The organism is Chitinophaga fulva (genome assembly GCF_012927205.1).
GTDB lineage: Bacteria > Bacteroidota > Bacteroidia > Chitinophagales > Chitinophagaceae > Chitinophaga > Chitinophaga fulva.
On sequence record NZ_JABBGC010000001.1, the window covers coordinates 645,425 to 667,217 of the forward strand.

At 49.0% G+C, this 21,793-nt stretch carries 21 protein-coding genes; 9 read left to right on the top strand and 12 right to left on the bottom strand.

What is annotated here, in order from left to right:
* Positions 1 to 102 precede the first annotated feature (102 nt).
* Positions 103 to 1,866 carry a carboxypeptidase-like regulatory domain-containing protein gene (locus HHL17_RS02785; RefSeq protein ID WP_169223269.1) on the top strand — a complete coding sequence of 588 codons (1,764 nt, stop codon included), beginning with the start codon at positions 103 to 105 and terminating at the stop codon, positions 1,864 to 1,866.
* Between the two features lie 107 nt (positions 1,867 to 1,973).
* The gene (locus HHL17_RS02790) at positions 1,974 to 2,615 is read left to right on the top strand and encodes a hypothetical protein (RefSeq protein WP_169223270.1); all 642 of its coding nucleotides are present in this window, start codon (positions 1,974 to 1,976) and stop codon (positions 2,613 to 2,615) included.
* A 5-nt stretch (positions 2,616 to 2,620) separates the two neighbouring features.
* Here the strand turns inward: HHL17_RS02790 and HHL17_RS02795 are convergent, their stop codons facing one another.
* The 3 genes from HHL17_RS02795 to HHL17_RS02805 form a co-directional block, all read right to left on the bottom strand.
* Positions 2,621 to 3,910: a D-alanyl-D-alanine carboxypeptidase/D-alanyl-D-alanine-endopeptidase gene (locus HHL17_RS02795; RefSeq protein WP_169223271.1), complete on the bottom strand. Its 1,290-nt coding sequence runs from the start codon at positions 3,908 to 3,910 to the stop codon at positions 2,621 to 2,623.
* Between the two features lie 77 nt (positions 3,911 to 3,987).
* Entirely contained in the window at positions 3,988 to 5,322 is a 1,335-nt protein-coding gene (locus HHL17_RS02800) for a Gfo/Idh/MocA family protein (RefSeq protein WP_169223272.1), read from the bottom strand.
* Between the two features lie 40 nt (positions 5,323 to 5,362).
* Entirely contained in the window at positions 5,363 to 6,328 is a 966-nt protein-coding gene (locus HHL17_RS02805) for a formylglycine-generating enzyme family protein (RefSeq protein ID WP_169223273.1), read from the bottom strand.
* 186 nt (positions 6,329 to 6,514) lie between these two features.
* Between HHL17_RS02805 and HHL17_RS02810 the strand changes: the two genes are divergently transcribed.
* The 4 genes from HHL17_RS02810 (at position 6,515) to HHL17_RS02825 (ending at position 10,227) form a co-directional block, all read left to right on the top strand.
* Positions 6,515 to 7,444, top strand: a complete 930-nt coding sequence (locus tag HHL17_RS02810) for a hydroxypyruvate isomerase family protein (protein WP_169223274.1) — start codon at positions 6,515 to 6,517, stop codon at positions 7,442 to 7,444.
* Positions 7,445 to 7,652: 208 nt separating this feature from the next.
* Complete coding sequence (locus tag HHL17_RS02815; protein WP_169223275.1) at positions 7,653 to 8,003, top strand: phage holin family protein; 351 nt, start codon at positions 7,653 to 7,655, stop codon at positions 8,001 to 8,003.
* 35 nt (positions 8,004 to 8,038) lie between these two features.
* Positions 8,039 to 10,012 (top strand): alpha-ketoacid dehydrogenase subunit alpha/beta, encoded by a 1,974-nt coding sequence (locus tag HHL17_RS02820; RefSeq protein WP_169223276.1) that lies wholly within the window; start codon positions 8,039 to 8,041, stop codon positions 10,010 to 10,012.
* A gap of 71 nt (positions 10,013 to 10,083) precedes the next feature.
* Complete coding sequence (locus HHL17_RS02825) at positions 10,084 to 10,227, top strand: hypothetical protein (protein WP_169223277.1); 144 nt, start codon at positions 10,084 to 10,086, stop codon at positions 10,225 to 10,227.
* A gap of 81 nt (positions 10,228 to 10,308) precedes the next feature.
* Here the strand turns inward: HHL17_RS02825 and HHL17_RS02830 are convergent, their stop codons facing one another.
* The 4 genes from HHL17_RS02830 to HHL17_RS02845 all read right to left on the bottom strand — a co-directional run bounded on the left by HHL17_RS02830 (position 10,309) and on the right by HHL17_RS02845 (position 13,648).
* Positions 10,309 to 11,685, bottom strand: a complete 1,377-nt coding sequence (locus tag HHL17_RS02830) for a TlpA disulfide reductase family protein (RefSeq protein ID WP_169223278.1) — start codon at positions 11,683 to 11,685, stop codon at positions 10,309 to 10,311.
* A gap of 91 nt (positions 11,686 to 11,776) precedes the next feature.
* Positions 11,777 to 12,319: an O-acetyl-ADP-ribose deacetylase gene (locus HHL17_RS02835; protein ID WP_169223279.1), complete on the bottom strand. Its 543-nt coding sequence runs from the start codon at positions 12,317 to 12,319 to the stop codon at positions 11,777 to 11,779.
* A 4-nt stretch (positions 12,320 to 12,323) separates the two neighbouring features.
* Positions 12,324 to 13,073: an NYN domain-containing protein gene (locus HHL17_RS02840; protein ID WP_169223280.1), complete on the bottom strand. Its 750-nt coding sequence runs from the start codon at positions 13,071 to 13,073 to the stop codon at positions 12,324 to 12,326.
* A 104-nt stretch (positions 13,074 to 13,177) separates the two neighbouring features.
* On the bottom strand, positions 13,178 to 13,648 hold the full coding sequence (locus tag HHL17_RS02845) for a Dps family protein (protein WP_169223281.1): 471 nt from the start codon (positions 13,646 to 13,648) through the stop codon (positions 13,178 to 13,180).
* A gap of 177 nt (positions 13,649 to 13,825) precedes the next feature.
* On the opposite strand from HHL17_RS02845, the gene HHL17_RS02850 reads away from it, so the two are divergent.
* Complete coding sequence (locus tag HHL17_RS02850) at positions 13,826 to 15,013, top strand: MFS transporter (RefSeq protein ID WP_169223282.1); 1,188 nt, start codon at positions 13,826 to 13,828, stop codon at positions 15,011 to 15,013.
* A gap of 44 nt (positions 15,014 to 15,057) precedes the next feature.
* Here the strand turns inward: HHL17_RS02850 and rmuC are convergent, their stop codons facing one another.
* The 4 genes from rmuC to HHL17_RS02870 all read right to left on the bottom strand — a co-directional run bounded on the left by rmuC (position 15,058) and on the right by HHL17_RS02870 (position 19,706).
* Positions 15,058 to 16,509 carry a DNA recombination protein RmuC gene (gene rmuC, locus HHL17_RS02855; RefSeq protein ID WP_169223283.1) on the bottom strand — a complete coding sequence of 484 codons (1,452 nt, stop codon included), beginning with the start codon at positions 16,507 to 16,509 and terminating at the stop codon, positions 15,058 to 15,060.
* A 116-nt stretch (positions 16,510 to 16,625) separates the two neighbouring features.
* Positions 16,626 to 17,702, bottom strand: coding sequence for an iron-containing alcohol dehydrogenase family protein (locus HHL17_RS02860; RefSeq protein WP_169223284.1), 1,077 nt, complete (start codon positions 17,700 to 17,702; stop codon positions 16,626 to 16,628).
* Between the two features lie 20 nt (positions 17,703 to 17,722).
* Entirely contained in the window at positions 17,723 to 18,448 is a 726-nt protein-coding gene (kdsB, locus tag HHL17_RS02865; RefSeq protein WP_169223285.1) for a 3-deoxy-manno-octulosonate cytidylyltransferase, read from the bottom strand.
* A 67-nt stretch (positions 18,449 to 18,515) separates the two neighbouring features.
* Positions 18,516 to 19,706 (bottom strand): DegT/DnrJ/EryC1/StrS family aminotransferase, encoded by a 1,191-nt coding sequence (locus tag HHL17_RS02870; RefSeq protein ID WP_169223286.1) that lies wholly within the window; start codon positions 19,704 to 19,706, stop codon positions 18,516 to 18,518.
* Positions 19,707 to 19,822: 116 nt separating this feature from the next.
* On the opposite strand from HHL17_RS02870, the gene HHL17_RS02875 reads away from it, so the two are divergent.
* A complete protein-coding gene (locus HHL17_RS02875; protein WP_169223287.1) occupies positions 19,823 to 20,260 on the top strand; it encodes a YybH family protein in 438 nt (145 codons plus the stop codon).
* A 537-nt stretch (positions 20,261 to 20,797) separates the two neighbouring features.
* Entirely contained in the window at positions 20,798 to 21,505 is a 708-nt protein-coding gene (locus tag HHL17_RS02880) for a CAP domain-containing protein (protein ID WP_169223288.1), read from the top strand.
* Here HHL17_RS02880 and HHL17_RS02885 read toward each other — a convergent pair.
* Positions 21,502 to 21,792: a hypothetical protein gene (locus HHL17_RS02885; RefSeq protein WP_169223289.1), complete on the bottom strand. Its 291-nt coding sequence runs from the start codon at positions 21,790 to 21,792 to the stop codon at positions 21,502 to 21,504. The genes HHL17_RS02880 and HHL17_RS02885 overlap by 4 nt on opposite strands.
* Between the last annotated feature and the right edge of the window lies 1 nt (position 21,793).

A 21,793-nucleotide genomic window follows, 5' to 3' on the forward strand; every position in this document is an offset into this window, starting at 1 on the left:
AAGCGTGGTTTTGACGCCTTTTTTTAAAAGCATATATGCATAAAAGGAATATTTTATATTTGCATCTCCTTAGCGAATTATTTATCAGCTATTTTCATCCCTATGACAAAAAGAATTTTATGGCTGTTAACCTGCTGTACCCTGTTGCTCTCAGCCTGCGACAAACGAATGGTGACAGTAGACAATCCCCCAGAAACAACTAATCCCTCCACCGGCACCCCTCCCATTTCTGACAAAAAGGTACAGGCAGGCGTACAAGGTATTGTTACAGACGCAAGCAATAATCCCATCGCTGGCGCACGGGTATTGTGCGGAGACCAGAACGCCATCACCGATCAATACGGCTCGTTCCGTTTCCCGGAGGTGAGCATCACCGAAGCCGCCGCCGTAGTGACCGTGCAGAAAGCAGGGTTCTTTAACGGTATCCGGACTTTTCGTGTAACCGCTGCCGGTAGGGAGCAGTTTGTACAGATTCAACTTCTGCCTAAGGCAACCGCCGGTACATTTGACGCTGCCGCCGGCGGCGTCATCGGTGCCTCCAATGCCCAGTTCATCTTTGTCCCCAACCAGGTGCTGGACGCGTCCAACAACCCTTACAAAGGCAAAGCCACGCTGACATATGCTTTCATCAATCCGGAAAGAAATGATTTCGCGGATATCATGCCCGGCGACCTGCGGGCTGTCAATGATAAAAATGAGCTGGTAGCTTTACAGTCCTTCGGTATGATGGCCCTGGAGCTGCAAGGGGACAACGGCGAGAAACTGCACCTCGACGGCACCAACAACGTTACCTTCCGGATGGAAATCCCGGCTACGCTGCGACAGACAGCACCAGCAACCATCCCGTTGTGGCACTTCAATGAAAGCACCGGCTTATGGCAACAGGAAGGCAGCGCGGAAAAAATGGGCAACAGCTACGTCGGCACTGTTAAACACTTCTCCTTCTGGAATTGTGATGCCCAGTTCCCCGTTGTTAATTTCAAAGCCACTTTCAAAGATGACAAGAACAACCCGCTGGCCAACACTGCCGTGCAGATCACCCGCAGCAATAACAGCAACACTTACGGCTATACGGATGCTGCCGGAGAAGTAAGCGGGCTGGTTCCTGCCAACGAACAGGTGACGATCTCGATAAAAGACAAATGCGGTGAAGTTATCTTCTCTAAAAAAGCAGGTCCATGGTCAACAGATGCCAACGCAGGCACATTCAATATCACTATCGATCCACAGTCTAAATTGTCTTTCAGTGGAAAAGTAACCACCTGCGATGGTGCTGCCGTTACCAAAGGGGTTGTCAACATACAAGTAAATGGCGTGCATTATGCAGCACCAATCCAGAATGGTACCTATACTGCTTCCATTCTGCGTTGCGAAACCACTACAGCTACGGTAGTATTGAATCCGGTAGACGAGACAGCCAATAAGATGTCTACCACTACCTTCCAGGCCGCACCGGGCGATTACACCCGCGACCTTCAGGCATGTGATGCTATACAGGCAAGCACCATCTCTCTTTTGATGGAGGGCCAAACCACCACCTATACAACCCCTACAGACTCAATACACTATATCAACCGCGCTTCGGATACAAGCAATTACGTTTCTTACGGCATTTCAGCCTTTCCAAAATCAGGTCAGGGCGTCAGGATCAACCTATGGTTATCAAATATCAAAGTTGGAACCAGCCGTGTCGAATCCTTCACGATCGATAAGAACAATGTCCGTTACTTCGCACAATCTATAGATGTTACCATTACCCGTACCGGAGTTCCAGGCGAGTATCTCGAAGGCTCGTACTCCGGCAATGTGGCATCAGGTACCAACATAGTCCCCATCAGTGGCTCATTTAAAGTAAGAATAGAATAACATAAAATCACTATACATGAAAAAGGCCGATAGTTCTAAAAACTATTGGCCTTTTTTGCATAAATTCATAGTAGTGAACGTTATAGAATAACCAGATCTAAATGTTTATGAAGCACCTCCACGCACTCCTTTTGTTTCTGGCAGGCTGCACATTGCTGATCGCCTGTAGTAAGGAAATGAGCCACGGACCAGGATTTCCCACCTGCGACTATGCTCCTTATACTACTAACTCTTCCTTCTCCTATATTGATGTTAACAAAACCCAGGACACCATTTCATACACATTGACTGTTTCAGGAGATACCACCATCAAAGGGACTACCTACAAAATAGTAGGTGATGACAGCGTCTTCTTCTGCTCCAGCTGTAAAGATGGTAATTACACACAAATAGCCAGCATCCTTACTTTCCAGGGTTATAAGGCAGACAGCCTGCAACTGACCTATCTCAAAGAAACGGCGCCTATGGGCAGCAGTTGGTCCGACACCGTTACTGTTAGTAATGGTACCCTTACCACCAAAGCCATCCTGCAACATACCATCACCCAGAAAGGCGTCACCAAAACCGTTAATGGCAAAAACTACCTCGATGTGATTGCCGTGAAGCTGGACGCTTCTGCTATTGTACTCAACAACCCGGTGTCCATCGGTACCATCTCCACCAGCTATTACGCCAAAGGAATCGGGCTGATAGAAGCAGACCAGGAAGATGATACCATCAAGCTGGTATCTTATATTCTCAAGCCCTGAATACGTTAGTAGTCTTTCCAGATCATGGTCAGCAGCCGCTCTACCGCTCTTCGTACGTTCGTGGGCGTATCCTGATGATTATTCACCAGTACGCTGAATACCAACGTTTTATTCTTCTTCGTTACCAGATACCCGCTTAAGGCCACTACCCCATTCAACGTACCTGTTTTAGCATGTACAAACTGCTGCTGGTAATAATTGCGCAAGGTACCTTTACCTCCAGTCGGGAAAATATCCCATAACCTTTGCTGCGGATACTGTTCATACAGCTTATTCAGGATGCTGACAAAGTCGCGGGGCGTGATCAGGTTATACCGGGAGAGACCGGAGCCGTCCACCCATTGCGGCGGATGTGGCAGGTCTTTCAGGTCGCCATCCTGCAGCCAGGTGATCATCTTTTTGGTACTGATCGTATCCCAGAGACTGGCAGATGCCATCATCAGCGTTTGTTCTGCAAAGAAGTTATCACTGCGATGCATCATCGGCGTAAACAGAGAATCGGCGGGAATGCTTTTCAGTAATCGGAACGATGCCTGCTGCGGGGCAACGGCGAGGCCTATACGCTTATGCAACGTGTCCTGCAATCTCTCCCGGAGCTGTTGCTCAGCACCTGTGATAAAAGGTACTTCCGTGGAAGAAGCCTCTTTATAGGCAGGGTTATACTTCAGGAAGAAAAGATTGTTTCTTTCATCCCTGTCTGTGCTGGTATTGCTGATGGTGCGGTCTTGTGTAGCTTCCAGATCGTAAAGGGCCGGCACCATTTTACTGGTATCGCCATGGTGATAGATACGCACCACATTCCCGTACATGGGCCACTCGGTCAGTTCCGGCTGGTAATCATCGGCAAAGTCGGCCCACGACCATCCGGGACCATAACGTTTGTTGAGATTGACGGCAGGTACGAGATATATCTGTTTACCGGTTTGTTGCAACAGCTGCAACAACGGTTGAAAAGTATAGTCAGGATGCAGGAAAGAAGGATCGGCCATTCCTTTCACAAAAAGGGCAGTATCGTTTTCATAATAGCGGGCAGCGGGCAACGAGTCGCCCAGGAGCTTCAGCCCGGCGTACAGGGAGAATATTTTAGTATTGGAGGCAGGGGTAAAAAACTTATCATCCTGGTACTGGTACCAGTACTTTTGGGTAGCCGGCTCATAAATGGATATTCCCACATGCGCTTGTTCCAGTGGCTTTTCGTGCAACAGGGAATTGTTGGCCCATTTGGTGATGGCGGCCGTCTGGGCCGAAGCCTGTAAAGACAGGCCGATGGCGGAAAGCAGTAAAATTAATCTCATTGAAGTAAGTTATAAATAAAATGGGAAGATGTCGTTAGCATCTTCCCATTGTTTGATAAATCGTGTGCAGAAAAATATCAGGAAAAATATTTAGTAATACCTGGTTTCGCATACGCATAATTTCCGGAAGCATCCGGCATTACCGGTGGCTGTGCATCGAAGGCATAAGTCTTCGGTTGCAGGTCCAGCCCGGAGTTGAGCGCTGTATTCCAGTTGATCAGCTGACCGGAATAAGTAGCCAGACGGCCGATGATGGCAGAAAGGGTCGCTTCGGCGCCACGCTGCGCGTCGGCAAATTTGTATTCCCCTTTGGCGATGGCGGCAAACAGTTCATCATGCTCGGTCTGATAAGGGTTGTTTTCTTTTTTCTTGTCAAACTGGTAGAGCACTTTTCCCTTGTGGTCCACAATCTGTGCTTTGTCGCAGTAGATGCGGCCTTTAGTGCCTACAATCTCTTCATCTACCTTGCTGGGAGCATCTTTCCAGTGACGGCACTGGGCGTTCATCACCACACCGTCAGCGTAACGGTATTCCACAAAGTGGTGGTCAAAGATTTCGCCGTATTCTTTACCGGTACGTACGGCGCGGCCACCCATACCGCCGGCAGTAACCGGGGTAGCGTTTTTAAACCAGTTGCCTACGTCGATATTATGGATATGTTGTTCTACGATATGATCACCACAGAGCCAGTTGAAATAGTACCAGTTACGCATCTGGTATTCCATTTCGGTGTACTCAGGTTTGCGGGGTTTTACCCACAGTGCGCCCTGGTTCCACCATACCTGCATGGAGAGGATATCACCAACCATACCGTCCTGCGCACGTTTGTAGAGCTCACGGTAAGAGTTCTGGTAACGGCGTTGCAGGCCTACTACCACGTTCAGTTTTTTGGATTTGGCCAGTGCGGCAGCCTCCAGGACTTTTTTAATACCGGCAGGATCTGTTGCTACCGGCTTTTCCATGAACACATGTTTATTCTGCCTGATGGCTTCTTCAAAGTGGATAGGCCGGAAACCGGGAGGTGTGGTCAGTATCACCACGTCAGCCAACGCGATGGCTTGTTTGTAAGCATCGAAGCCGGTAAATTTATTTTTTTCCGGAACGTTCACGCGGCTGGCTTTATCGCCTAAGGCCTCCTTTATATTGTTGTAGCTGTCGTTCAGCCTGTCGGGGAAGGCATCAGCCATCGCCACCAGTTGTACGTTTTCCTTCGTGCTCAGCGCCTGTGTGGCGGCGCCGGTACCACGACCGCCGCAACCAATGAGGGCGATCTTGATCACATCAGAAGAACCGGAGAAATAATTGGCTTTAGATAAGATGGGCATGGCCAGCAATCCGCCAGCAAGCATGGAAGTTTGCTTAACGAAATCGCGGCGGCCTTTGTCGTGGAATTTTTGTTGTTCGCTTTCCATAAAAATGCGTTGTGATTTATTGACTTTTTTTAGATGATGATTAGCGTGCGCCTTTGTATTTATCGATCACTTCTTCAAAAAATTTCTGTGCTTCTTCCGGTGTTGGTTGTTTGGCTGGTCTTACAATACGGAAGCCGATGAACGGAGCGTCAGCATTCCACCAGGAGCTTTTGGGGATCTGCGGGTCCCTGCGATTCCATATCGGGTCGGATTTCAGGCGGGCAGCGCTGCGTAATGCCGGTGCAGCATCTTTGTAGTTACCTCCTTTGATCACACGGGACATTTTAGCGGTAGGGGCAGTCCACGGATCTGTGGCCGACACGGTAGCTACGCCGTTCTCATCATACTGATCCAGCGTCCATTCTGCCACGTTGCCCAGCATATCATAAAGCCCCCATGAATTGGGTTGGAGTTGCGCTACTTTATGGTATTTGTCCTCGCTGTTAGCTTCGTACCATGCATACTTTTTCAGCTGGGATGCATCCGTTCCATACGGATAAGGAGTGGACGAGCCCGCACGACAGGCGTATTCCCATTCCGCTGCGGTGGGCAGGCGGTAGAAGACACCGGTTTTAGCATACAGCCATTTGCAATACATCAGTGCACCATACTGGCTCATACTGTTGGCCGGATAGCCGCCGGCTTTACCCATGCCCAGCGTCAGATCAATATATGGCGGGCTGGGACGTGTCATGCCATCCGGAATAGGAGTTTTATCCTTTTCCGCATCGGCATATACGTCATATTCATCGAAAGTCACTTCTGTGGCTCCCATCCAGAAATCACCCACTGTAGCTTTTTTCGCAGGGCCTTCGTCCTTGTTTCTTCCTTTTTCACTGTCCGGGCTTCCTAACGTGAAGGTGCCTCCTTTGATCGGCACCATTTTAAAACTAACCGTGGTTCCGGGGATCTGTTGTTCATACTGCGTGAAGGCCTGTTGCGCCTGTGTAGTCATAACCTGGCCGAGCAACCCGCCCAGCAGAAAGGTCACATAAAATCTAGTCATCCAAACGTTTTAAAAAATACAAGTGGGTGAATTTAAAAAATTACAAAGTGGAATGCAATATTTTTTTATGAATGCGAAAAATGGAGGATGAATTGAATTTTTTTCAGCTTTATTAGCATTTCCTTATAAAAGCGATTAAATTTAGCCAATGTCCTTTTCTATGTCATTTTAAAATAACCTAACGTTATGGAAAGAAGAAAATTCCTGCAGCAGGGCACTCTGGCCGGCATTTCCGCGCTGGCCCTGGGCGGTATTACCAGCAAAAGCCAGGCTACTCCTGCCGGCGCCACAGCTGCCAAGGAAAAACCCTTTAAGATGAACTTCGCCCCACACGACGGCATGTTTAAAAACAGCGCCGGCGCCGATTTCCTGGATCAGATCAAATATATGTATGACCAGGGTTTCCGGTCTATTGAAGATAATGGTATGATGCACCGTCCTGTTGCTGAACAGGAAAAGATTGGCAGCCTGCTCGCCAAGCTGGGCATGACCATGGGAGTGTTTGTAGTAGATACAGGCAACAACTGGAAAACTTCACTGACTTCCGGCAAACAGGAATTCATCGATGCATTTGTGAAAACCTGTAAAGACAGTGTGGACGTGGCTAAACGCTGCAACGCCAAATGGGCCACCGTAGTGCCCGGCTTCTTCGACCGCAGCCTCCCGATGGGCATCCAGACAGCCAATGTGATCACTGCTTTGCGGCTGGGCGCCGCCATCTTTGAACCACATAAACTTGTCATGGTGCTCGAACCGCTCAGTGATACGCCGGATTTATTCCTTCGTACCGCTGAACAATCTTTCGAGGTCTGCAAGGCTGTTAACAGCCCTTCCTGCAAAATTCTCTATGATATCTACCATATGCAGCGCAACACCGGCAACCTCATCCCCACGATCGATCAATGTTGGGATGAAATTGCCTATGTCCAGATCGGTGATAACCCCGGCCGTAAAGAGCCAGGTACCGGTGAAATCAACTATAAAAATATTTTCGCACATCTGAACAAGAAAGGGTATAAAGGTGTGCTGGGTATGGAACACGGCATTGCCGGCCAGGGCAAAGACGGAGAAGCAGCACTGATAAAAGCTTACCGGAACTGTGACGTACAGGATTAATGCTGATTCACCTGATTTGCGAAGATTAAAGGAAACAGGAAATATCTAAATAATTAAATGGTTAAATGAATCAAAAGCCTTGTCAATTACGGTTGACAGGGCTTTTTGATTTGATGATGCCGCTGTTACTGCGGTTATACGTCTGTATGCGTTGATACTATTTTTTTCGTTATCTTAATGTAGTTTCTGATACACTAAATACAATCATATGGGTTTTCTGATTCGTATATTAATCAGTGCACTGGCGGCTATGTTAACAACTTACCTGCTGAAGCCGGCAGTTAAAATCGATAGTTTTGTTACCGCTCTGATCCTCGCGCTGGTGCTGGCATTACTCAACGCATTGGTAAAGCCGTTACTGGTGTTATTTACCCTCCCTGTCACCCTGTTGACGTTGGGCTTGTTTTTGTTTGTGATCAACGCCATCATTATTTTGTTGGCCGCAAAGATCGTCCCTGGTTTTAAAGTGGACGGTTTCTGGTGGGCCATGTTATTCAGTATTGTGATGACGATTATCAACAGTCTCCTGATCAATCTCGCCGGTGGCAGCAACGACTGACCACCAGCCCTATTCACGCCGTAAATAGCCTATACATGTATTTCGACCGGTCTAATCTCGCCGACACGGAGTTGTTGTCTTTTTATAGGGCACTGCTATACCCACGGCTGATAGAAGAAAAAATGCTGCTCCTGCTGCGGCAGGGAAAAATCAGCAAATGGTTTTCCGGCATTGGCCAGGAGGCCATTGCAGTAGGCGCCACCCTGGCGCTGGAAGCCGATGAATGGATCATGCCGCTGCACCGTAACCTCGGCGTATTCACTACGCGTAACATGCCCCTGCATAAACTGCTGCTGCAATGGCAGGGCAGTGATGAAGGCTACAGCAAAGGCCGTGAGCGTTCATTTCACTTTGGCAGCAGGGCTTATCATATCTGTGGGATGATCTCCCACCTGGGCCCGCAGCTTTCCATTGCAGATGGGATTGCGCTGGCCCATCAGTTGAAAAAAGAACATAAAGTATCCCTTGCCTTTTCCGGCGAAGGCGGTACCAGTGAAGGCGAATTTCATGAAGCCCTGAATGTGGCCGCCGTATGGGGCCTGCCAGTCATCTTCCTGGTGGAAAACAACGGCTATGGCCTCAGTACACCTGTCAACGAACAATATCAGTGCAAAAGCCTCGTTGATAAAGCCATCGGTTACGGTATGGAAGGCGTACAGGTAGACGGTAACAACCTCCTCGAGGTATACCAGACCATCCGTACCGCCCGTGCTTACGCCATCAAAGAACAGAAACCTGTGCTGATAGAAGCCATGACCTTCCGCATGCGAGGCCATGAAGAAGCCAGCGGTGTAAAATATGTGCCCCCCGAGCTTTTTGAGCAATGGGGCAAAAAAGATCCGATCGCACAATACGAAACTTTCCTGCGGGAAGCCCATCTGCTGGACAATGCCGGCATAGAAGCCCTCCGGCAGGAACTAAAACACCGTATCGATGAAGAAGTGTCCAAAGGCCTGGAGCCCACTCCCTTCGCGGTAAATACCAACACCGAACTGGAAGACATATACGCTCCGGCGCCACCGGCCTTACTTCCCTCCGGTACCGCTTCCGAAAAAAGATTCATCGACGCCATCTCGGAAGGATTGCGGCAGTCCATGGAGCAATATCCGGAGCTGGTGCTGATGGGGCAGGATATTGCCGCCTATGGCGGCGCATTCAAGATCACCGATGGTTTGCTGGGACGTTTCGGAAAAGAAAGGGTGCGTAATACCCCGCTTTGTGAGAGTGCCATCGTTGGCACCGCCCTGGGCCTGTCTATCGCGGGCTTCAAAAGCATGGTGGAAATGCAGTTTGCCGACTTTGTCAGCTGTGGTTTTAATCAGATCGTGAATAATCTCGCCAAAATACACTACCGTTGGGGGCAAACGGCCGATGTGGTGATCAGGATGCCTACTGGCGGCGGCGTAGGAGCAGGTCCCTTTCACTCACAAAGCAACGAGGCCTGGTTCACCCATGTGCCCGGCCTGAAAGTAGTATACCCGTCCTCCCCTGAAGATGCCAAAGGCCTGTTGACTGCTGCCATCGCAGACCCTAACCCGGTGATGTACTTTGAACATAAGGCGCTTTACCGCAGTATCAGCGGACTGGTGCCCGACAGCTACTACACGGCGGAAATAGGAAAAGCCCGGCTCATACAGGCCGGCGAAGATATCAGCATTATCACCTATGGCAGTGGCGTACACTGGGCCATGGAATATGCCGCCGCCCATCCGGCGCTCTCCTTCGCCATACTGGACCTCCGCACCCTGCTGCCACTGGACTATGACGCCATCCGGGATACCGTAGCCCTTACCGGCAAGGTGCTGGTTCTGCATGAAGACACCCTCACCGGCGGACTGGGAGGGGAAATAAGTGCCTGGATAGCCGAACATTGTTTTCATCTCCTGGATGCGCCCGTTATACGCTGCGCCAGCCTTGACACACCGGTCCCTTTTGCCCTGGCACTGGAAAAAAATTTCCTCGCCAAATCCCGGCTGGATCAGTGTATCCAACAATTAACCCGTTGGTAATAGCAGACAGGATTGGGAATTTGCCACGAATGTTCTAATTTGCACCCAGGAAATAAATAAATCATTATACAATGTTGACGAATCTCTTAACAGTAGTACAGACTACCAACTTTTACAAGGTGGGTGATAGCATTGGTCATTTTCTGGCTCCTTGTGCCATCGTTATTTTTGCTCTGATGTTCATCTACGCCTGGGCGAAATACGCAAAACTCTAATAGTTTTTCACATCGCATTATAGAAGAAAAGGCTTCCGGAAATGGAAGCCTTTTTCTTTTCTCATCACTATTTTAGCGGCGTTAGCCTTTGCCAAGTATCTTTTCTATCAGCGCTTTCAGCTCCGGCGTAGAAGGACGCGGTGCATCAATGGTCACTATTTTACCTTGCTGGTCAAATACCATAAAGCGGGGAATTCCCTTGATATCATAAAACTTGGTGACCTCACTCCAACCGGCGCCAAAGAGTTGTACCCCTTTCATGTCTTTCTCTTTTACGAAAGCCGACCACTTTTCCTTGTCCTTGGTTTCGTCCACAGAATATCCCACGAATGTGACGTTCTTGTCACGCAGCTCTTCTTCCAGTTTTTGCAGGTGAGGCAGTTCCGCTTTACAGGGGCCACACCAGGTAGCCCATACATCCACCACCACTACTTTTCCTTTTAAATCGTTGAAGGCCACCTTTTTACCGCTCATATCCTCTCCTGTAAAATTGAAACCCTGTTCCCCTGCGGCAAATTTACGCAGCGCCTTCTCTGCTGCCAGGTAACGCTGTTGCTGGTCTGCTGTTACAAGGTATTGTTTCACGGGTGTAATTGCATCCGTAAGTTTATCGAACGTTCGGAACCCTCCCAGGCTTTCCGTAATAAACAGTCCTTTGATAGTATCATTGCAAAACAGCCGCGCGTTTTCCTCCAGGGAAGCCGGCCCCGTTCTTTTTTCCGTACTCATGATGTAGGTAAAAGTCTGGTATAAACGAACGATCCTGCCTGCATCTCCATTGGCCAGCAACCGGCCATCGCAGTATTTTTTGTCCTGTATGATCTGCCGGTAATAGGCCGGGTACTGGCTCTTTTCCGGGTGTTTGGAGTGTGGTATCAGGAGGAAAGACATGGCGGCATGCTCCACATCTACGTCCATGGTGTATTTCAGCAGCTCATTGAATTTCCGGTTAGGCGTATTCACTGCTTTTTTCAGGCCGGCTACTTTTGGAACCAACGCTTCCAGCGTGGGAAAGAAGGACAGGTAGGTGGTAGTATCTCCGAGGCTGGCATGCCGGGAAATGGCGCTCAGCTGTTCCTGCCATTGCCAGAGCTGTTTGTTTTCTGCCGATCCCGCCAGCACTGTGTAAGCTCCATTATCCATCTTCAGTTTCAGCTGGTCTCCCGGCTTGATGTAGATGCGGGTTTCTCCACGGTTGTCGGCAGAGAGGTAATAGAATCCTTCTTTCGGCGCCGGCATAGCGAAGGCAAAGGCATGCTGCTCATTCACTACCGCATTGGCAATTTCAGTTTTGCGGCCTTCTTCTACAGCGTAGAGCACAATCTTTTTGGCTTTTTCAGGCGCTTGTCCCTGAATGACAGTGAGTGTGGGAACGGGAGCCGGACCGGCTACTGCATGGGCATTCCATGCCAGGCAGGCTGCCAGTGGCAGCAGTCTGCTTACTTTGGTTGGTTTCATTTCTTAATGGTGGTTTGGTTTTCGATCATTAATCGTTGTGGTTTCAAATATAGACAAACGGACTTGTCTATAACCCCCAAACCATCATTATTTATTCTTCAGGTCTTATATACTGATTGTAGTAATGCTGTGCCAGCCCGTAGTTTTCATCATCGAAACAAACCAGTACCACTTCCTGTACCACCTCATCCTGCTCCAGGAAGTTAACGATAGTTTCCATGGCAATACTGGCGGCAAGGTCTTTCGGAAAATGGTAAATACCGGTGCTGATATTCGGGAAAGCCACAGACGTAAGCTGGTGGCGGGATGCCAGTTGCAACGAATGCAGGTAACAGTTGGCCAGTAATGCGGCTTCATTGTTATGCCCGCCGTTCCATACCGGGCCAACGGTATGGATTACATGTTTGGCAGGCAAACGGCCGCCGGTGGTAATCACGGCTTCTCCTGTTTTACAACCACCCTGCCGGGCCACTATTGCGCGACAGTCTTCCAGGATGGCCGGCCCACCTGCTCTGTGGATAGCGCCATCTACTCCGCCGCCGCCCATCAGGGAAGAATTGGCCGCATTTACGATGGCGGCTGTATCCATTTTGGTAATATCCCCTTTGACGATCTTTATTTTCCTATATGCCATAACGTTATACTGTTCTTACATACACCAGTTTGCCGGTCTTCTTGCCACTCTCCCGGATGTCTATTTCAAAGTTGGGGAAGTTCTTGATCAACTGAACGAGTTTGTTGAAACCGTAGTTGCGGGCATCGAAGTCAGGCTGTTTTTTCAGCAACAGGTTGCCCAGTTCCCCGAGATAAGCCCATCCGTCTTCATCAGCAATGTCATTGATGCTGGTAGAGAGGAGGTCTATCAGTTCTTTATCCGCTTTGCTGATGCCTTTGGGTTTTTCTTTGGCCGATTTGGGTTTGCTGCCGCTTTCTGTTTTCTTTTCCCTGATCTGTAATATCTCGATGTAGATAAATTTATCACAGGCAGCACGGAAAGCGCTGGGCGTCTTCTTCTCTCCCATGCCGATTACCCTCATTCCTGCTTCTCTCAGCCTGGTGGCCAGTCTGGTAAAGTCGCTGTCGCTGGATACGAGGCAAAAGCCGTCCACCCTGCCAGTATACAGGATGTCCATCGCATCGATGATCATAGCCGAGTCGGTAGCGTTTTTTCCGGAGGTATAACTGTACTGTTGTATCGGGGTGATGGCATTTTCCAGCAATACGCCCTTCCATCCTACGACAGTAGGTTTGGTCCAGTCTCCATAAATTCTTTTGAAGGTGGGGTTGCCGTATTTGGCTACTTCTTCCAGCATCCCCTTAATGTTGTGGTAGGGTATATTATCGGCATCTATCAATACAGCGAGGCGGAGATCATTTGAATTATCCATGTGGAACACATTACATTGGGTTATTGAATTATTTAGAGATTTAATCATTTTCAGCACTCATTAAATGATTAAATCTCTAAATAACCAAATAACTCAATCGTTTATTATTTGAGGTAAGAACGGATCATCCATGCCAGTGACAGGTGTTTCTGCAGCAACTGTGTTGCGAAATCGGCCGCACCTTTGTCTTTGTATTTTTCATCGAATTCATCGATCAGTCTGCGCAGGTTGCGGATAATGGTTTCATGGTCATCCAGCAGTTCCTGCAGTTGTTTTTTCTGGTCGTTGGAATATTCGGATTCCAGCAGGTTGGTCAGTTTCAGTACGTCTGCATAACGGCCTTCTGCATAGTGTCCTATTTTACGGATATACTCTGCCACTTCATCAGCAATTTCTTCCAGTTCTTCGTATTGTCCTTCGTAGAACTTGTGCATTTCCATGAAATTGGGACCTTCAATGTTCCAATGGCTGTTGCGTGTTTTCGCGTAAACCAGTAATTCGTCAGCAAGTACTTTGTTCAACTCTAATGCTATTTTCTTCGCGTGTTCCGCAGAGATACCAATTTCGATTTTCATATAACTGAATTTTTTTGGTTTTAAATAAATTTACGAATTCTTCGGGAGGGCTATTATGATGTTTATCATAAATTAACAATTGGTATAATAAACAGGTCCATAGCCGGTTTTGTTCAGGTTTTCATTACCTGGTCAACATATTTCCCAAAATTGTACCATAGTTCCTAATTTTGCGATATGGACCAGTCTTCCGGAAAAATCTACAGTCTGCATTTCATTCTCTTATGCCTGAGTAATGCTTTATTTTCTGCCAGCTTCAATATGATGATCCCTGAGTTGCCGGCCTATCTGAGTAATATGGGTGGGGCAGACTACAAAGGGTATATCATTGGATTGTTTACGCTGATGGCCGGATTGTCCAGGCCCTTTAGCGGTAAGCTGACGGATACTATCGGACGTGTGCCGGTAATGATTTTCGGCTCCCTGGTATGTGTGGTGTGTAGCCTGTTATACCCACTGGTTAGCTCCGTTGGGGCGTTTCTGCTACTCCGCTTTTTCCATGGTTTTTCCACTGGGTTCAAGCCTACTGGTACTTCTGCCTATGTTTCCGATATTATCCCGTACAACCGGCGGGGTGAGGCCATGGGTATGGTTGGCCTGGCCAGCACCATCGGTATGGCCCTCGGACCGGCTATTGGCGGGTACCTGGCGTTAAGATGGAATATCAACGTTATGTTTCAGCTGTCGGCCGTATTTGCACTGCTGTCTGTCGTGATCCTGATTGGTATGAAAGAAACCCTGGCCAACAAACAGCCTTTCCGGTTTTCACTATTAAAAATCAAGGGAGATGAAATATTTGAGCCGCTGGTATGGTCTCCGGTGATCATCTGTTTCCTGACCTACTTCAGCTATGGCGCTATGCTCACGATCATTCCCGATTTCGGGGCTTTCCTGGGTGTAGCCAACAAGGGCATGTTCTTTACTTACTTTACCGCCAGCTCCATCGGTATCCGTTTGCTGGCCGGCAAAGTGTCCGATCGTTACGGACGGGTGCCCGTACTGAAGGTTTCCGCAGTGCTGATGGCCGCCTCCATGTTAATGATGGGCCTGGCCGGCTCTCCGGCCTTGCTGATGGCTTCCGCCGTAGTATATGGCATCTCCGTAGGCCTCAATTCACCAGCCGTTACCGCATGGACCATCGACCTGGGACACCCTGAGCACCGCGGCCGCGCACTGGCCAGCATGTACATCGCCATGGAAGCCGGTATCGGGCTGGGGGCTTATTTTTCCGCTTTTGTATACAACAACCAGTCATCCAATTTCCCGGTAACGTTTTATCTTTTTGCCGGTATCACCTTACTGGCTACCCTCTACCTTACTTTTTTTTACAAGAAGCCGGCGATGGTAGCCAAGGAATGTCAATAAGTCCGATGCAACGGTCGCGATGGCATCTGCCGGGTGACAATAAGTTACTGGTCCTGCTCATCCCGTATCGCTTCATCCGGAGAGGCCGGGCGTTGCACCGTGATACCTGGCGCCGGTACCTGCTCTATTCCGGATACAGGGGGTTCCGTTTCTTCGTCCGTTGTCATCTCCACCTCTACTGTCAGTTGCCGGGGCAGGCTTTTCTTATTCTCCAGTCCCAGCTTCCGCATACGTTCCGCCCTGCCTACGAGGTTACCATGACCACTGTTAAGTTTATTCATGGCACTATCGTAGGCGCCCTGGCTACGTTTCAGGTGTTCCCCGATCAGCCCCATATCTTCTGCAAAGCCCACGAACTTATCATACAGGGCACTACCCTGCCGCACAATTTCTTCTGCGTTCTTGTTTTGATTATCCAGTCTCCACATCGCATCAATGATCCGCAGTGTGGCCAGTAACGACGGCACACTCACCAGGATCACCTTACGGCGGAAAGCATAGTCGTAAAGATCTTCCTCCTGCTGCATTACCGCCAACGCATATGCCGGTTCTATCGGAATAAACAACATCACAAAATCAGTAGTGTTCTTATACAGCGTATGATATGCTTTCCGGCTCAGTTCATTCACATGGTTCTTTACAGACTGTACATGCAGCTTCAGCGCCTGTTGCCGTTCTGTCTCCTCTGCAGCACTGCAATACTGTTCGTATGCTTTAAGGGATACTTTGGAATCAATTACTAACTGCCTGTTTTCCGGCAGTTGCAGCACCATATCGGGCAATCGCAGCTGTCCGGTCTCATCGCGTTGTGCATCTTGTGTAACATAATGAATTCCTTTCTCCAGTCCTGACGCCTCCAGTACCTTTTCCAGGATCATCTCCCCCCAGTTGCCCTGCTTCTTGGTGTCCGCCTTTAGCGCTTTCGTCAGGTTATTGGCTTCTTTGGAAAGGGTTTGGTTCAGCTGCAACAAACGCTGCAACTCCGATTTCAATTCGGCCCGTTGTGACGTTTCCGCAACAAGCGACTGTTGCACGCTGCTTCGGAAATTATCGATCTTTTCTGCCAGCGGTTTCAACATATCATCCATCTTCACCTGGTTCTGCTGCATAAAATTCCCTGATATCCGCTGTAGCAACTGCTGTGCTGTATTCTCAAACTGCGATTTAAAGTCCTGGTGCATCTCGTGCAACCGCTCCTTTTCGCTCTGCAACTGCTGTTGCAGGTATTTGTTCTGCTCCATTAACCGGCCCTGTTCGGCCATCAGAGAAGCAAACTCTTCGTTGAGCCGCTCCAGTTGTTCCTGCTTTTCGCGGGCCAGCTGCTGTTTGTCGTCCAACAACTGCTGCAAATAACCCTGCTTCGCTTCCAGCTGGGCATAACGCTCCTGTTGCGCTGACATCTCCGTCTGTAATGCCCGCTGCCGGCCCGTTGCGGTGAAGTACAAGTACCCGAGCACCAGGGCCACAATTCCCGTGACAATCAATAATATCAACATGATTAGTTCATTAAAGGCAATATCGTTTATGACTACGCATTGGATCTGCGTGCAAAAAAAATACGAATTGCAGACAACGCCGCAATTCGTATTTGTAATATGATTTCTCCGGAAGATTATAACCTCTCGTACAGCTTGCGCAGTCGCTCACGGGTCATGATCTCTTTCCAGTCTTTACCCAACGCGTTTTCCCACAGCGGGGCCATGCCCAGCGACACATTGATCATCGTGTCAAACTGTTCATCTGTCAAGCCTTTGGTAATACCCTGCGGAATATCAATGTTGTGTTTTTTCACCATTTCCTTGAACTTCTTCACACCATCAGGATAAAACTCTTCCAGCTTGTCAAATACGATACAGTTACCGATACCATGTTTGGTGCCCAACAGGTAAGCCAGTCCATAGCTTACAGCATGGGCTACCCCTACCTGGGAATAAGCAATGCTCATACCGCCAGCATAGGAAGCCATCATCAGTTTCTCATCGGAATCATCGTCCCAAATGTCTTTCTGCAGGAATATCTCTTCACACAGCTCCTGTGCTTTCTCACCATAAGATTTGCTGAAAGCATTGAGGTAAGTGCCGGTCAGCGATTCCACACAGTGGATAAAGCAGTCCATAGCGGTATAAAAACGCTGGTTAACCTCCACGGTCTTTGTCAGCGCAGGGTCCAGCACGATCTGGTCAAACGGGGTGTAATCAGAGTTCATGCCCAGCTTGCGGGTAGGGCCTGTCAGTACGCAGGTACGGCTTACTTCTGCACCGGTACCGGAAATAGTAGGGATGCCCACTTTATACACGGCCGGATTCTTCACCAGGTCCCAGCCCTGATAATCAGCAGAGGAACCGGGATTGGTCATCATCAGCGCCACGGCTTTGGCCATGTCCATCACGGAACCGCCACCGATACCAATAATACCGGACACTTCGCCGAATTCAGCTTTGAGCTCATCACGGATTTTATCTACTGTAACGGTCTTGGGTTCGTACGTCACATCGATCACCACAATCTTATCCTTGCCCTGCAGCGGAATGCGGGACAGAAATGCCTGTTTGTCCTGGAAATACTCATCCACGAAAAAAATCATGGGAGCATCGCCTTTACGACGGGGGGCCAGTATTTCGCCCAGCTGATCAAAACATCCGCTGCCGTAAACTACGTAGTCCACCATTTTGAAATTCCTGAATTTCATATATCCGTTTTAGTTAGATGTTATAAATATTTTGAGGCCTTTTCCAGGTCTTCCGGCGTATCGATCTCCACACCCATATAGGAAGTAACGACCATCTTCATCGGAATACCGTTTTCGAGGTAGCGCAGGCACTCGATCTTCTCTGCCAGCTCCAGTGGTGTAGGCGCCAGCTGCGTAAAATCCAGCAGGGTCTGTTTGCGGAACGCATAAATACCGATATGCTCGTAATAAACGCTTTTGATGTCCTTATTGCGGGGATATGGGATAACGGAACGGGAAAAGAACAGGGCATTGAATTGTTTGTCTACCGCTACTTTCACATAGTTGGGGTCAGCGATGGAAGCTTCGTCATGCAACTCCTGCATTAGAGAAGCCACCTGCACCTTGCTGCCTTCTTCTCCTTCAAAAACCCGGAGCAATTTCTCCAGCGGTTCTTTCTGGGTAAAAGGTTCATCTCCCTGAACATTCACTACAATATCAACGTCCATGTCAACAACGGCTTCGGCTATACGGTCCGTGCCACACTCATGTTCTTTTTGGCTCATCACGGCCTTGCCGCCATGACTGACAATCTCATTGTAAATCACATCACTGTCCGTTACTACCATCACATCGTCAAACACGCCGGTATTAACGGTGGATTCGTACGTGCGGAGGATAACGGATTTTCCACCCAGCTGGGCCATCATCTTCCCGGGGAAACGGGTAGCGCCGTAACGGGCAGGTATCAAAGCTACTTTCTTCATGTTTATGCTTTACTCACAAAGACACAAAGCAGCAATGGTCTTTGCTGCTTTGTGTCTTTGTGTGAAATTATAACGCGCTTTTTACAGCTTTCACCAGCTTTTCAGCCCGCTCCTGTACTTCAGCATCGCTCCAGGCCAGGTTGATCGGGGTAGAAATGTTCCTGCTGATAATAGCATCAGATACGGGGACCTGTTTGGTCTTATAAATTTCCATCGCCTGTTTCAGGCCGGGAGCAAATGGTGTCAGTACGTCACCATTTTTGAAGTGGTCCCACTGACGGATATAGTGCCAGTTATTATCGTAGTAGTAGAATGCAGGCAGACCGGCAGCTTTCATGGCAGCAGCAGCGTTTCTGGCCTGTGCTGCTTCCGGCAGGAAGAATGACAGGAAAGTGGCGCTGTCACCGGCTTCATCCGGCAGGCGGCGGAAAGTCACGCCAGGCACGGTAGCCAGCGCGTCCTTGAAGATCTTTTTAGTCTTCCGCTGAATAGTCAGGAAGTTGTCCAGTTTGCGGACCTGGGCCAGCCCTACGGCTGCATGCAGCTCGGAGATACGGTAGTTGTACCCGATAAACGGATGCAGGTCTGCGCCACGGTCCACGCCGAGGTGGTCATGGCCATGGTCGGTATAGCCGTCACATTTGATATAAACGTCTTTGTTATTGGTGATGATAGCACCGCCTTCCGCACAGGTAATGGTTTTAACGAAGTCGAAGGAGAAAGTGCCGGCATCGCCGATAGAACCGAGTGCTTTGCCTTTATAGGTAGCGCCGAAAGACTGACAGGCGTCTTCCAGCAGCAACAGGTTATGTTTTTTGCAGATGGCCTGCAGCGCATCCAGATCGGCCATAGCGCCACACATATGTACCGGCATTACTGCTTTGGTACGGGGGGTGATGGCTGCTTCCACCGCTTTGGGGTCCAGTGTCAGGGTATCATCAACATCTACCAGCACCGGCGTGGCACCAACGGAGAATACAGATTCAAAGCTGGCAACGAAGGTAAAGGTAGGCATGATGATTTCATCGCCGGCGCCCAGTCCGAGGGCGGCCATGGCGGTGGTCAGTGCGGCGGTACCGCTGGAGGCAAGCTGTGTGTACTGTACGTTCAGTTTGTCGCAAATGGCCTGTTCCAGTTCCTTTGCTTTCCAGATCCCTTTACGCGGACCGTCAAATCCATAACGCATCATGATCCCTGTTTCCAGTACGTCATTTACTTCTTTCCGTTCTTCGGCGCCAAATAGTTCATATCCGGGCATAAGCTGTTGATTTTTAGAATATAATTGAAAGAGATGTCAAAATAGTGCTGCAAAGTTACTATAATCAGTGTTGCGTTACATCGCAAATTCTGTTTATCTTTTGCTAAAAATTCACCATGCGTTTTATACTGTTCCTGATCATGATAGCCAGCTTCTCCGCGTTGCCCATCCAACAGGCCGATGCCCAACAGGACGACCGCCGGCAGATTGAAGGCCTGATGGCCGCCCAAACCAGCGCCTGGAACCGCGGCGATATCAATGCGTTCATGCAGACCTACTGGCACTCAGACTCCCTGTTGTTTATCGGGAAAAACGGCGTCACCTATGGCTGGCAGGCTACGCTGGACCGCTATAAAAAGAACTATCCGGACACGGCGGCCATGGGCAAACTGGATTTCAAACTGCTGGAATTCAAGCCACTGGCGCGCGATGTGTATTTCGTAGTAGGCAAATGGCATCTTCAGCGCAGCATTGGCGACCTCCAGGGACATTTCAGCCTCACCCTCCGCCGCATCAAGGGCGCCTGGAAAATTATTGCCGACCATAGCAGCTAAGGCATAAAAAAACCATCCTAAGAGTAGGATGGCCGCTATACACCACAACATTAAAGAAGAAACTAAAAAGTAAGCTGTTATCTTCTTTTAATAAAAAACGTTCGTTCGGGTCTTCTCCGGATATGGTAATGCGTTTGTTGGTTTTAACAGATGGAATGAAACTAACTTCTCTGTAAGTCCGACAAACACTATTCCAGACGTAAAACCGCCATTTTAGTGCCGATAGCGGACTGGGGACGGGGCAAACACTCCCCATCTGCCAGCCTCCAGTGTGCAAAGTTCCCTACAACACTGAGTAACAAAAGGTTGCGACCATTAACATTCAGTTTGCAAAAACGCCGATTTTTTTTCGGATCTATCCCCTATTTTCGTGACCGCGGAAAACGTTTTGTACTGCCTCTGCATTCCTAACCCATAACCTTTGAACTACTGTTGAGTAGTTTTAATCCTATCCCTGAAAGCTCCTATAGTTTTAATCCTTGTCCTGTTTAGAACCTGTATCTATTCATTTTTTAATTTTTTAATTTTTAACTGGTTATGACAGGGAAATTTATTTGTGCGATTTTAGGAGTATGTGTAGCAACGGCAGTATTTACAGCCTGTTCCAAAGACTCTGGTTTACTAAATCCGAGTCCTAAAGATTCGGTGACGACCACGCCGGGAAAACCTACAGCTGACACATCCAAACCGGGTACAGGTACCAAGCCGGGTACAGACACGACCAAACCGGGCACGGGTACTAATCCGGGGACAACTAACCCAGGCACTACCAACCCTGGCACTACCAATCCGGGAACACCCAATCCGGGAACACCCAATCCGGGAACCGGCGTAGCAGGTAACACTATTGACCGCGCCGTATTGCTTAGTCTGGTGAATGATGTACGCAGCAAAGGCTGTAATTGTGGAGGTCAACAGATGCCGCCTGTAGGCCCTGTTGTCTGGAACGACCTGCTGGAAAAAGCGGCATACAATTTCAGCGTGGACATGAAGACGCAAAATTTCTTCAGCCATACCTCTCCCAGTGGTTCCACACCCGGCAACCGCCTCGATGCAGTGGGATACAAATGGAATACTTACGGCGAGAACATTGCCCAGGGTTATTCGACCGAGCAGGCTGTTATCCAGGGATGGATCGCCAGCCCCGGCCACTGTAAAAATATCATGAACGGCAGCTACAAAGATATGGGAGTAGGTCGGGCCGGTACCTATTGGACCATGGACCTGGGTGCCAGAAGCAACTAATCAGGGTTATCCATTTTTTTGCGCCAGAAACGCCATACCATATAGAGGTAGCCTCCCAGGGACAATACAAACCATGAGTAAAAGAAAATCATCCGGCCGGGGGTTGACTCCTCCGGCACGGCAAATCCCAGGTATAAGCCAAAGAACACATTAAAAAACATCCAGAAAAAACCCACGAAAATGGTGCGCATGATCTTGATAAGAAACCAGAAAAGGTCTCTGTCCAGTTTGTTCGGGTCTTTCTGTGGGTTTTCCGGGTTTTGTGTTTCTTCAGTTTCTTCTGCCATA

Coding starts and splice junctions, on each gene's coding strand:
- HHL17_RS02810 (WP_169223274.1), top strand. CDS start 6,515: ATGGAAAGAAGAAAATTCCTGCAGCAGGGCACTCTGGCCGGCATTTCC.
- HHL17_RS02845 (WP_169223281.1), bottom strand. CDS start 13,648: ATGAAAATCGAAATTGGTATCTCTGCGGAACACGCGAAGAAAATAGCA.
- HHL17_RS02870 (WP_169223286.1), bottom strand. CDS start 19,706: ATGCCCGGATATGAACTATTTGGCGCCGAAGAACGGAAAGAAGTAAAT.
- HHL17_RS02820 (WP_169223276.1), top strand. CDS start 8,039: ATGTATTTCGACCGGTCTAATCTCGCCGACACGGAGTTGTTGTCTTTT.
- HHL17_RS02860 (WP_169223284.1), bottom strand. CDS start 17,702: ATGAAATTCAGGAATTTCAAAATGGTGGACTACGTAGTTTACGGCAGC.
- HHL17_RS02840 (WP_169223280.1), bottom strand. CDS start 13,073: ATGGATAATTCAAATGATCTCCGCCTCGCTGTATTGATAGATGCCGAT.
- HHL17_RS02880 (WP_169223288.1), top strand. CDS start 20,798: ATGACAGGGAAATTTATTTGTGCGATTTTAGGAGTATGTGTAGCAACG.
- rmuC (WP_169223283.1), bottom strand. CDS start 16,509: ATGTTGATATTATTGATTGTCACGGGAATTGTGGCCCTGGTGCTCGGG.
- HHL17_RS02825 (WP_169223277.1), top strand. CDS start 10,084: ATGTTGACGAATCTCTTAACAGTAGTACAGACTACCAACTTTTACAAG.
- HHL17_RS02800 (WP_169223272.1), bottom strand. CDS start 5,322: ATGGAAAGCGAACAACAAAAATTCCACGACAAAGGCCGCCGCGATTTC.
- HHL17_RS02885 (WP_169223289.1), bottom strand. CDS start 21,792: ATGGCAGAAGAAACTGAAGAAACACAAAACCCGGAAAACCCACAGAAA.
- HHL17_RS02815 (WP_169223275.1), top strand. CDS start 7,653: ATGGGTTTTCTGATTCGTATATTAATCAGTGCACTGGCGGCTATGTTA.
- kdsB (WP_169223285.1), bottom strand. CDS start 18,448: ATGAAGAAAGTAGCTTTGATACCTGCCCGTTACGGCGCTACCCGTTTC.
- HHL17_RS02795 (WP_169223271.1), bottom strand. CDS start 3,910: ATGAGATTAATTTTACTGCTTTCCGCCATCGGCCTGTCTTTACAGGCT.
- HHL17_RS02850 (WP_169223282.1), top strand. CDS start 13,826: ATGGACCAGTCTTCCGGAAAAATCTACAGTCTGCATTTCATTCTCTTA.
- HHL17_RS02805 (WP_169223273.1), bottom strand. CDS start 6,328: ATGACTAGATTTTATGTGACCTTTCTGCTGGGCGGGTTGCTCGGCCAG.
- HHL17_RS02835 (WP_169223279.1), bottom strand. CDS start 12,319: ATGGCATATAGGAAAATAAAGATCGTCAAAGGGGATATTACCAAAATG.
- HHL17_RS02830 (WP_169223278.1), bottom strand. CDS start 11,685: ATGAAACCAACCAAAGTAAGCAGACTGCTGCCACTGGCAGCCTGCCTG.
- HHL17_RS02875 (WP_169223287.1), top strand. CDS start 19,823: ATGCGTTTTATACTGTTCCTGATCATGATAGCCAGCTTCTCCGCGTTG.
- HHL17_RS02790 (WP_169223270.1), top strand. CDS start 1,974: ATGAAGCACCTCCACGCACTCCTTTTGTTTCTGGCAGGCTGCACATTG.
- HHL17_RS02785 (WP_169223269.1), top strand. CDS start 103: ATGACAAAAAGAATTTTATGGCTGTTAACCTGCTGTACCCTGTTGCTC.